Source organism: Streptomyces synnematoformans, assembly GCF_039531005.1.
In the GTDB taxonomy this organism is placed as follows: Bacteria; Actinomycetota; Actinomycetes; order Streptomycetales; family Streptomycetaceae; genus Streptomyces; species Streptomyces synnematoformans.
The window spans coordinates 1-10,237 of sequence record NZ_BAAAPF010000257.1 but is presented as its reverse complement, the minus strand read 5'-3'; the positions used below and the strand labels follow the sequence as shown (position 1 = coordinate 10,237).

Below are 10,237 nucleotides of genomic sequence, written 5' to 3'. Positions count from 1 at the left end.
GCGGGGCTGACTCCGGCCCCGTCTCCGTAAGCAGACGAACCACCTCCGGGGTGGGCGGTCCCACCGCCCGCCCCGGACCGCTGTCCGCGCCCGCTCCCCCGCCGGCCGCACCTCAGCCGCCCGGCCGCCGGGCCGCCTCGCGCAGCGCCATCCGCGCCGCGACCGTGCTGCCGTTCAGCGTCTCCCAGAACGGGTGGATGGATATCTCGATGGACAGCTCGCGGAACCTCTTCCGCAGCACCGTCTCCTGCCGGTCCAGCTCGGGCGTCCAACCGCTGTCGGCCCGGTGTTCGACGCCCGCCCTGTCCGTGTACGGGCGCAGCGGGAACTCCTCCAACCGCTGCGCGACGGCGAACCACTCCCGCTTCGCCCGCAGCAACTCCTCCGGAAACTCGTAGTCGCTCACGACTCGCTATCATACGTGTGTTCGATTTCGAGAAGCGAGCACCGACGCGCCCCCGGGATGCATAGGATCGCCGGCATGGCGCTGCGACCCGTCCAGGTGAACATCAAGGCCCTCGACCCCCCGGCGGTCGGCCGGTTCTGGGCCGAAGCGCTCGGCTGGCACGCCTACGCACCCGGCGTGACCACCTACGTCGGCCCCGCCGGCGGCCTCGTCTGGCCGGACCCGGTCGCCGTCGGCATCGACGTCGTGCCCGTCCCGGAGCCCGGGACGGGGGTGAAGAACCGCGTGCACCTCGACCTCGCCACCACCTCCGAGGCCCACCGGGCGGAGCTGGTCGACCGCCTCCGCACGCTCGGCGCGACCCCGGCCGACGTGGGCCAGGGCGCGGTGCCGTGGACGGTCCTCACCGACCCCGAGGGCAACGAGTTCTGCGTGCTGGAGCCGAGGGACGTCTACCGGGACACCGGTCCGGTCGCGGCGGTGGTGGTCGACTGCGCGGGCCCGCGGGCCATGGCCCGGTTCTGGGGTGCGGCGACGGACTGGACGCTCCGGGAGGTGACCGACGACCAGGCGGTGCTGCGCTCGGCCGCGGACACCGGCCCGTACCTCGAATTCCTGCGCGTCCCCGGCCGGCCGGCCGCCCCGGACCGCGTCCACCTCGACCTGCTGCCGTACCCCGGCGACGACCCGGCGGCGGAGGCCGCCCGGCTGCGGGCGCTGGGCGCGGCCGACCTCGACGTCGGCCAGGGCGACGTGCCGTGGACGTGCCTGACCGACCCGGAGGGGCACGAGTTCTGCGTCCTCGCCCCGTCCTGACGGACGCACGCACGGGCGTCAGGGGCATGAGTAAGGGGCGCGATTCAGGATCGCCGCCCCTTACGCCGGTCGCCCGCCGCGCCCGGGCGCGGCCGTGCCCCGTGCCCTACGGCACCAGCACCAGCCGGCCCCGTACGCCGCCCGCCGCCAGCCGGGCGTGCGCCTTCGCCGCGTCGGCCAGGTCGTACGCCGCGGCGACCCGCAGCGTGAGCACGCCGTCGTCGGCGAGCCGGACCAGCTCCGCCAGCCGCACCCCGTCGGCCGCCACCTCCAGCGCCGCCGTGCGGATGCCGCGGACCGGATCCGGGGCGGTACCCGGGATGACCGCGGCGTACGCGCCCCCGTCGCGGGTCCAGCGCAGGGCCGTTTCGCCGCCGAGCACCGCCGCGTCCAGCACGGCGTCGTAGCCGCCGTCGGCCGGGTCCGTGGTGAACGCCGCGCCGAGGGAGCGGACCAGCTCCTCGTCGGCGGGGCGGGCCAGCCCCGTCACCGTGACGCCGCGGTGGGCGGCGAGCTGGACCGCGTACCCGCCCAGCGCCCCCGCCGCGCCGGTGACGAGCAGCGAGGTGCCCGGCGCCGCGTCCAGCAACCCCAGCGCCTGGTCGGCGGAGAGGGCGTTGAGCGGCAGCGTCGCGGCGTGCACGGCGTCCACCGTGGTCGGCGCCGCGGCGACGGCGCCGCCGTCCACGACCACGTACTCGGCGTGCGTGCCGAGCGGCTTCGCCGGCCCGTGGACCAGCGCCACGACCGCGTCGCCCGGCGCCCGGCCCGCGCCGGCGCCCACCGCGTCCACCGTTCCCGCGACGTCCCAGCCCAGCCCCGTGTACTTCCCGCCGGGCGCGGCGCCGAAGGCGCCGCCGCGCGTCCCGCCGTCCACGGGGTTGAGCGCCGCCGCGGCCACCTTGATCCGCACCTGCCCCGCACCCGGCTCTGGCACGTCCACGTCGGCGATCGTCACGGCCTCGGGGCCGCCGAACTCCGTCACCACTGCAGCACGCATGGTCAGTTCTCCCTGATCGGTATCGGTTCCGCTGCCGCAACCGTAGGAAGAGTTGGTATCTTCTGGTAAGTAGTTACCTGAGAGTGCCTATGTCACCCGGAGGCGAGCCATGGCGACCACGACGGCGGCCCAGCGGCGCGAGGAGGCCCGCGTCGCGTACGACGCGTTCCTGCGGGGCTGCCCCACCAACCAGCTCCTCGACCGCCTCAGCGACAAGTGGGTCAGCCTTGTCGTCGCCGCGCTCTCCGACGGCCCGCGGCGCTACAGCGACCTGCGCCGGAAGATCGCCGGCGTCAGCCCGAAGATGCTCACCCAGACCCTGCGCGCCCTGGAGCGCGACGGCATCCTCTCCCGCGCCGTCACGCCGTCCGTCCCGGTCCGCGTCGACTACGAGCTGACGCCGCTGGGCCGCAGCCTCGCCGGGCTCCTCACCGCCGTGAAGGACTGGGCGGAGGAGCACATCGAGGAGGTGCACGCGGCCCGGGAGCGCTACGAGGCCCTGGAGGCGCAGGCGGCGCAGGCGGGTTGAGAGCGGGGGCGCGGGAACGGTTCCGCGCGCCGCGGCGTTGAGGTAGCGGGCCGAGTCGCGGGAGGCGCGAGGATGAACATCGTTGCGGAGCTGTTCGCACCCGGCCAGGGCCACGCGCGGCGCGCGCGGGAGCGGATGGAACTGGTCGTGGACAACGTGGGCACGGGCGATCCGTCCCGCGGGCCGATAGACCTCACGTCGGGCAAGGTCGTGATCGCGCTCGGCGAGGCGGCGGAGCCGGGCGCGGAGCCGGAGGACGCCGTACCGTCCGACGCGGAGCCGGAAGACGCCGTACCGTCCGACGCGGAGCCCGCCGACGCCGAACCGTCCGACGCCGTACCGTCGCAGGCCACCCCCGCCGACGCCGCCCGTCCCTAGCTGCCCGACAATCGCACCCATGACGAAGGTTCTCGTGGTGCAGAACGGCCGCGGCGGCGGCCCGGGGCGCTTCGGCGCCTGGCTGGAGCAGCGGGGGCTCGCCCTCGACGTCGTCCACGCCTACGCCGGCGCCCCCCTGCCGCGCCGCCTCGACCACGCCGCGGTCCTGCCGCTCGGCGGCGGCCCCATGCCCGACGACGACGTGGCGATGCCGTGGCTGGCGGCCGTCCGCGAGCTGGTCGCCGAGGCGCTGGAGCGGGACGTCCCGGTCTTCGGCGTCTGCCAGGGCGGCCAGCTCCTCGCCCACGTCGCCGGCGGCCGGGTCACCCCCTCGCACGGCGAGCCGGAGCTGGGCAGCACGCCGCTCACGCTGCGCGCGGAGGCGGCGGCCGACCCGCTGTTCGCCGGGCTCCCGCGGCAGGTGACGGCCGTCCAGCGGCACGTCGACGCCATCACGGAGCTGCCGCCGGGCGCGGCGTGGCTGGCGGAGAGCGAGCGCTGCCCGCACCAGGCGTTCCGCCACGGCGCCCGGGCATGGGGCGTGCAGTTCCACCCGGAGGCCGGCGCCGACCGCGTCCGCGCGTGGAGCGACGAGTCCGTCCGCGCCCGCGGCTTCGACCCGGCCCGGGTCCGCGCCGAGGCGGACCGCGACGAGCAGGAGTCGGCGCAGGTCTGGCAGCGGGTCGCCCACCGCTTCGCCCGGGCGGTACGGGCCGAGGGCTGACCCCGCCCGCGGCCGCCCCCGCGGCCCGCCGCGACCCGCCCCTCCCCCTCGCCCGGCATACCCGGCAAATCGGCCACCGCTTGCTACGTTGCCCACATGACCACCGCCACCGACCCGGCCGAGGCCCTCCGCCCGCCGGGCCGCGCCCGGCGGCTGGCCACGCCACCGCCCCCCGTGCCCCAACCTCGCCGCCGCGGCGCCGAACTCCTGCTGCTGGCCTGCGCCGTCGGCGTCATCGCCTACGGGTACGCGGCCGTCGGCCACGCCACCTCCGGCGCCCTGCCCGCCGACCTGGCCACCCACCTCGGCGGCCTCGCCGCGCTCGCCCTGACGGCCCACCTCGTCGTCCGCCTCCGCGCACCCTGCGCGGACCCGGTGCTGCTGCCCGTGGCGCTGCTGCTCAACGGCCTCGGCCTGGTCCTCATCCACCGCCTCGACCAGGGCACGCCCGGCGACCGCGCCGCGCCCGCCCAGCTGCTCTGGTCCGCCCTCGGCGTCGTCCTCTTCGCCGCCGTCCTCGTCGTCCTGCGCGACCACCGCGACCTGCGCCCGCGCGCCGGGAAGTACGCCTTCGCCGCCCTGTGCCTGATGGCCGCGCCGATCCTCTTCCCCGCCGTCAACGGGGCCCGGATCTGGATCCGGATCGGCGGCCTGTCCCTCCAGCCCAGCGAGTTCGCGAAGGTACTGCTCGCGATCTTCTTCGCCTCGTACCTGGCCGCCAACCGCCACGCGCTGACCTTCACGCGCGGCCCGCGCATCCGCCGGCTGCTGCTGCCGCCGTGGCGCGTGCTGGGCCCGATCGTCGCGGTCTGGGGCATCAGCCTGGCCCTGCTGATCCTGGAGCGGGACATCGGCGCCTCGCTGCTGTTCTTCAGCCTGTTCGTGGCGATGCTGTACGTCGCCACCGGACGGGCCGGCTGGCTGGCCGTCGGGCTGCTGCTGGCCGCGGCGGGAGCGGCGGCGGTGGGGGCGCTGGAGCCGCACGTGCACACGCGGGTGGCGGACTGGCTGTCGCCGTTCCGCGGCATCGAGGAGGGGCAGGGGCCGGGGCAGTTGGCGCAGTCGCTGTTCGCGTTCGCCGCGGGCGGGGCGCTGGGCGCGGGGCTCGGGCAGGGGCACTCGCTGCTGATCGGCTTCGCCGGCAAGTCGGACTTCATCCTGGCCACCGCGGGCGAGGAGCTGGGGATCGCGGGGCTGACCGCGCTGTTCCTGCTCTACGCGATCTTCGTCGCCCGCGGCTACCGCACGGCGATCGCCGTCGGCGAGCCCTTCGGCGCGCTGCTCGCCGCCGGCCTCGCGGCGATCATCACGCTGCAGGTGGTGGTGATCGCGGGCGGGGTGCTGGGGCTGATCCCGCTGACGGGGATGGTCACGCCGTTCCTGGCGCAGGGCGGGTCGTCGGTGGTGACGAACTGGGTGATCGTCGCGCTGCTCGTACGGCTCAGCGACGAGGCCCGTACGCCGCGGGAGGCGTCCCGCCCGGCCGCGGACCCGGCGCCCCGGCGCGACCCCGCACCCGGCACCCCCGCGGACGGCGTCCCGTGATCCGCAACACCCGCATCGCCGCCGGCTGCAGCCTCCTGCTCTTCCTCGCCCTGCTCCTCGGCGCCGCCCGCGTCCAGGTCCTCAAGGCCCCCGAGTACGACGCCAACCCCGCCAACCGCCGCCAGGCACTCGAACGCTACGCCCAGCCCCGCGGCGACATCTACGCCGCCGGCCGCCGCCTCACCGGCTCCACCGACACCCGCCAGGGCCTGCGCTACGAGCGCTCCTACCCGGACGGCCGCCGCTACGCCGCCGTCACCGGCTTCGCCTCCCAGCTCTACGGCTCCACCCTCCTCGAAGACACCGAGGACGGCATCCTCGCCGGCACCGACCCCCGGCTCGCCCCGCTGCCGCTCTGGGGCGACCTCACCCGCGGCCGCCGGCCCGGCGGCCAGGTGCACACCACCGTCGTACCGGCCGTGCAGAAGGCCGCGTTCCGCGGGCTGCGCGGCCGCAAGGGCGCCGTCGTCGCCCTCGAACCCGCCACCGGCCGCGTCCTCGCCCTCGTCAGCAGCCCCGGCTACGACCCCGCGCTGCTCTCCGGCAACTCCCCCGCCACCACGCTCGCCTGGGACCGCTTCCTCGCCGACCCCGCCCAGCCGCTCCTCAACCGGGCGATCCGGCAGACGTACCCGCCCGGCTCCACGTTCAAGGTGATCACGGCGGTGGCGGCGCTGGAGTCCGGCGTCGTCACCGACGTCGACGCGCCGACCCGCACCCCGAACCCGTACCGCCTCATCGGCAGCACCACCCTGCTGCGCAACGAGTCGAGCGGCTGCGCCGACGCGCCGCTGCGGGAGGCGTTCGCCCAGTCGTGCAACACCGTGTTCGCGAAGCTCGGCGCGACGGTCGGCACCGCGCGGATCGTGGCGACCGCGGAGGCGTTCGGCTTCAACGAGGGGCTGGAGATCCCCTCCCCGGTGCTGCCGAGCCACGTCAGCACCCGGATGGACCCGGCGCAGGTCGCGCTGTCGGCCATCGGGCAGTACGACACCCGGGCGACGCCGCTGCAGATGGCCCGGGTCGCGGCGACGGTCGCGGCCGGCGGCCGGACGATGCGCCCGTACCTGGTGGAGCGGCTGGCGGACGCCGACGGCGAGACGGTGGCGCGGACCCGGCCGGAGGCCGGGGAGCCGGTGATGAGCCCGGGAACGGCGGCGCTGCTGCGGCAGCTGATGATCGACGCGGTCAGCGACGGCACCGGCGGCCTGGCAGCGATCGACGGGGTGACGGTCGGCGGCAAGACGGGCACGGCGCAGCACGGGGTGGACAATTCGGAGCGCCCGTACGCCTGGTTCGTCTCCTGGGCGCAGCGGCCGGGCACGGCGGTGCCGGAGGTGGCCGTGGCGGTGGTCGTCGAGGACGCGGAGGCGGACCGCGCGGACATCAGCGGCGGCGGCAGCGCGGCCCCGATCGCCCGCGGGGTGATGCGGGCGGCGCTGCGCTGAGCCGCCGGCTTCCGCGCCGTACGGGCCGGGGACCGCTCCCCGGGTGCGCTCCTACGCTGCTCGCGTGAAGGACATCCTGATCGGCATCGTCCTCGGTCTGATCTTTCTGGCCGTCGGCGGCGCCGTCTTCTGGCTCCTGGCCGCGAGCGGCGATGCCGACCGGGAGGAGTGCGAGGAGCACGCCGAGCGCTCCCGCGGCCGCGTCACGTGCATCGTCACCGTCGACTGACGCCGCCGCCGCACGGGTTGGTCACGTTACCCGCGCGTCAACTAAACGCGTCCCGGGCATTGACGGGCTTACTGACAAGCTGTCTCATAAGAGGTGACCGCCGGTAACCCTCACAGGAGACGTGATGACCACGACGACGGGTTTCCCCGCGCTGACGGACGCGCTCGGCCCGCTCAAGGACCGCGAGAAGGTGGCGGAGCGGCTCCTCGCGGCCTCGGAGAAGCACTCCTTCGACCCGGACAGGGAGCTGGACTGGGACGCCCCGCTTGAGGAGGGGAAGTGGTTCTGGCCGCCCGAGCTGGTCTCCCTCTACGACACCCCGATGTGGCGGCGGATGTCGGAGGAACAGCAGCGGGAGCTGGCCCGGCTGGAGGCGGCGTCGCTGGCCTCGCTGGGCATCTGGTTCGAGATCATCCTCATGCAGCTGCTCGTCCGGCACATCTACGACAAGCCGGTCACGAGCAACCACGTGCGCTACGCGCTCACCGAGATAGCCGACGAGTGCCGGCACTCGATGATGTTCGCGCGGATGATCACGAGGGGCGGCGCGGAGCCGTACCCGGTCTCCCGGTTCCACCACAACCTCGCCCGCATCCTCAAGACCGTCTCCACCACCCCCGGTTCGTTCACCGCGACCCTGCTGGGCGAGGAGATCCTCGACTGGATGCAGCGGCTGGTCTTCCCCGACGAGCGGGTCCAGACGCTGGTGCGCGGCGTCACCCGGATCCACGTCGTGGAGGAGGCGCGGCACGTGCGCTACGCGCGCGAGGAGCTGCGCCGGCAGATGCTCACCGCGCCGCGCTGGGAGCGGAACTTCACCCGCCTCACCTCCGGTGAGGCCGCGCGGGTGTTCTCCGTCTCGTTCGTCAACCCGCAGGTGTACTCCGACGCGGGGCTGAACCGGGCGGAGGCCCTGGCGCAGGTGAAGGCCAGCGCGCACCGGCGCGACGTGATGCAGACGGGGGCCAGGCGGCTCACGGACTTCCTCGACGAGATCGGCGTGCTGCGCGGCGTCGGGCGCCGGTTGTGGCGCAGCTCCGGGCTGCTGGCCTGAGCGGTCGGGGGCGGCACGCGCGGCGGACGGCGCCGCGCGTGCCGCCCGCACCGGGCCCGGACGGGCCGGGGCCGCGCGGACCCGCCGGGGGAGTTACGCTGCCCGGCATGAGCACCGCGTCCGACCGGGGGCCCCGGCACGCCGCGCCCCAGCCCGCGGTCGCGTACCGCAGGCTGAGCGTCTCCCAGCGCCGCAGCCAGCTGATCGAGGCCGCGCTCGGCCTCTTCGCGCACCGGGCTCCGGAGGACGTCTCGCTCGACGACGTCGCCGCCGCCGCGGCCGTCTCCCGCCCGCTGGTCTACCGCTACTTCCCGGGCGGCAAGCAGCAGCTGTACGAGGCCGCCCTGCGCAGCGCCGCCGACGAGCTGGAACTCTGCTTCCGCCAGCCCCAGCACGGCCCCCTCACGCACCGCCTCACCCGCGCCCTCGACAGCTACCTGGGGTTCGTCGACGAGCACGACGCCGGCTTCAAGGCGCTGCTGCAGGGCGGCAGCGTCGTGCAGACCAGCCGCACCACCGCCATCGTGGACGAGGTCCGCCGCTCCGCCGCCGAGCAGATCCTGCTGCACATCGGCGTGCCCCGGCCCGGCCGCCGGCTGCTGACGATGATCCGCACCTGGATCACCGCGGTCGAGGGCGCGTCGCTGATATGGCTCGACGAGGGCAAGCAGCCGCCGCTGTCCGAGCTGCGCGGCTGGCTCGTGGACCACTTCGTCGCGCTGCTGGTCGCCACGGCCGCGGGCGACGAGGAGTGCGGCCGGGTGCTGCGCCGCGCGGTGGAGCTGGAGACGGCGGACGGCCCGGCCGGCGACCTCGTCCGCCGCGTCGCACCGCTCCTGCACGACGCCGGGCACCTGCTCGGCGAGGACTGACCGTGCGCACGGAGGACACCGCCTTCGTCGGCGGCCCGCTGGACGGCCGCACCCTCGCCGTCCACGTCGGCGCGACGGGCCGGCCGCCGAAGGTGTACGAGGTGCCGGTGCCGGACCCCGCGGGCGGGCCGCCGACGGTGCACGTCTACCGGCTGGAGCCGGCCGACCTGAGCCCGCGGCTGAAGCTGCCGCGGGGGTGGGTCTACACGTACGACCCGGAGGGGGCGCCGGAGCGGCACAGGTGGCCGTGGTCGCGCCGGCGGGGCGTCAATCCTCCCGGGTGATGGTATTACTCGGTTTCGCCCAGCCTTGACGGGAATGCAGGGAATGCCGCGACCGCGGTGGAAGCCTTCGGTACATGCCCCGCACCCCCCGCTCCGCGCTCTCCGCCGCCTCCGCCGTGCTCCTCGCCGCCGTGCTGGCCCTGCCCGCCGGCGCGGCCCCCGTGCCGGACGAACCGGACGCGGGCGGGGCGGGCGAGGCGGCCGGGGCGGGCGAGCCCGGCGCCGGAGCCGGGGCGGACGGGCCGGACGAGCCGAGCGGGGCGGACGGTCCTGACGGGCCGGAGGCGGCAGACGAGGCAGACAGCGCGGACGCGGCAGACGGGGCGCGGGCCGCGGAGGAACCGGCCGCCGACGCCCCGCTCAGCGAGCTGCTCACCCGGCTGCAGACCCTCCACGGCCAGGCCGAGCGCGCCACCGAGGCCTACCACGCCACCGTCGAGGAGCTGAAGAAGCTGCGCGCCGAGACCCGCGAGCTGGCCGGCGACCTCGCCGACACCCGCGCCGAGCTGGCCGCCGCGCGGCACCGGGCGGCGCTGATCGCCCGCGCCCAGTACCGGGGCCCCGGGCTCGCCCCGTACCTGCAACTCCTCGTCGCGCGCGACACGGAGACGGCGCTCGACCGCAAGCAGATCATCAGCCGGGCCGTCGGCAACCAGGCCGCCGTCGTGACCCGGCTGGAGGCCGGCGCCGAGCGGCTCGACGCGCTGACCGGCTCGTCGCGGAAGGCGCTGGCGCGGCAGCGGGAGCTGGCCGGCGAGCGGAAGCGGCGCCGGGACCGGGTGGACGACCGGCTGGCGGAGGTCCGGGACGCGCTGGCCGAGCTGACGCCGGGGCAGTTGGCGGCGCTGGACCGGCTGGAGGTGCGGGGCGCGGAGGCGGAGCGGCGGGAACTGATGGAGCCGGGCGGGCCGGGCGCCGCGGACGACGGCCTCCCGGGCGGGGGCGAGCCGGG

General features: G+C 75.9%; 13 protein-coding genes. 11 read left to right on the top strand and 2 right to left on the bottom strand.

From position 1 onward, the window contains the following. Positions 1 to 112: 112 nt before the first annotated feature. Entirely contained in the window at positions 113 to 406 is a 294-nt protein-coding gene (locus tag ABD317_RS27880; RefSeq protein WP_344293159.1) for a hypothetical protein, read from the bottom strand. Between the two features lie 75 nt (positions 407 to 481). Here ABD317_RS27880 and ABD317_RS27875 point away from each other — a divergent pair, with 75 nt between their 5' ends. Further along, the gene (locus ABD317_RS27875) at positions 482 to 1,222 is read left to right on the top strand and encodes a VOC family protein (protein WP_344293158.1); all 741 of its coding nucleotides are present in this window, start codon (positions 482 to 484) and stop codon (positions 1,220 to 1,222) included. 106 nt (positions 1,223 to 1,328) lie between these two features. Here ABD317_RS27875 and ABD317_RS27870 read toward each other — a convergent pair whose 3' ends face one another. Then, entirely contained in the window at positions 1,329 to 2,222 is an 894-nt protein-coding gene (locus ABD317_RS27870) for an NADP-dependent oxidoreductase (protein ID WP_344293156.1), read from the bottom strand. Between the two features lie 109 nt (positions 2,223 to 2,331). On the opposite strand from ABD317_RS27870, the gene ABD317_RS27865 reads away from it, so the two are divergent. From ABD317_RS27865 to ABD317_RS27820, 10 genes are all read left to right on the top strand, one after another. Beyond that, positions 2,332 to 2,751, top strand: a complete 420-nt coding sequence (locus ABD317_RS27865) for a winged helix-turn-helix transcriptional regulator (protein ID WP_344293153.1) — start codon at positions 2,332 to 2,334, stop codon at positions 2,749 to 2,751. A gap of 72 nt (positions 2,752 to 2,823) precedes the next feature. Next, positions 2,824 to 3,129 (top strand): DUF6191 domain-containing protein, encoded by a 306-nt coding sequence (locus ABD317_RS27860; RefSeq protein WP_344293151.1) that lies wholly within the window; start codon positions 2,824 to 2,826, stop codon positions 3,127 to 3,129. A gap of 19 nt (positions 3,130 to 3,148) precedes the next feature. After that, a complete protein-coding gene (locus ABD317_RS27855) occupies positions 3,149 to 3,853 on the top strand; it encodes a type 1 glutamine amidotransferase (protein ID WP_344293149.1) in 705 nt (234 codons plus the stop codon). Positions 3,854 to 3,949: 96 nt separating this feature from the next. After that, positions 3,950 to 5,398, top strand: a complete 1,449-nt coding sequence (locus tag ABD317_RS27850) for an FtsW/RodA/SpoVE family cell cycle protein (protein ID WP_344293146.1) — start codon at positions 3,950 to 3,952, stop codon at positions 5,396 to 5,398. Continuing rightward, the gene (locus ABD317_RS27845; RefSeq protein WP_344293143.1) at positions 5,395 to 6,846 is read left to right on the top strand and encodes a penicillin-binding transpeptidase domain-containing protein; all 1,452 of its coding nucleotides are present in this window, start codon (positions 5,395 to 5,397) and stop codon (positions 6,844 to 6,846) included. The genes ABD317_RS27850 and ABD317_RS27845 overlap by 4 nt, the downstream gene beginning before the upstream one ends. 64 nt (positions 6,847 to 6,910) lie before the next feature. Further along, on the top strand, positions 6,911 to 7,075 hold the full coding sequence (locus ABD317_RS27840) for a hypothetical protein (protein ID WP_344293141.1): 165 nt from the start codon (positions 6,911 to 6,913) through the stop codon (positions 7,073 to 7,075). A gap of 124 nt (positions 7,076 to 7,199) precedes the next feature. Beyond that, positions 7,200 to 8,129 carry an AurF N-oxygenase family protein gene (locus ABD317_RS27835; RefSeq protein WP_344293139.1) on the top strand — a complete coding sequence of 310 codons (930 nt, stop codon included), beginning with the start codon at positions 7,200 to 7,202 and terminating at the stop codon, positions 8,127 to 8,129. Between the two features lie 107 nt (positions 8,130 to 8,236). Beyond that, positions 8,237 to 9,001 carry a TetR family transcriptional regulator gene (locus ABD317_RS27830; RefSeq protein WP_051438223.1) on the top strand — a complete coding sequence of 255 codons (765 nt, stop codon included), beginning with the start codon at positions 8,237 to 8,239 and terminating at the stop codon, positions 8,999 to 9,001. Positions 9,002 to 9,003: 2 nt separating this feature from the next. Then, positions 9,004 to 9,285: a hypothetical protein gene (locus tag ABD317_RS27825; RefSeq protein ID WP_027753906.1), complete on the top strand. Its 282-nt coding sequence runs from the start codon at positions 9,004 to 9,006 to the stop codon at positions 9,283 to 9,285. A gap of 74 nt (positions 9,286 to 9,359) precedes the next feature. Further along, on the top strand, positions 9,360 to 10,237 hold an 878-nt coding region (locus ABD317_RS27820; protein ID WP_425582452.1), incomplete at its 3' end, for a coiled-coil domain-containing protein.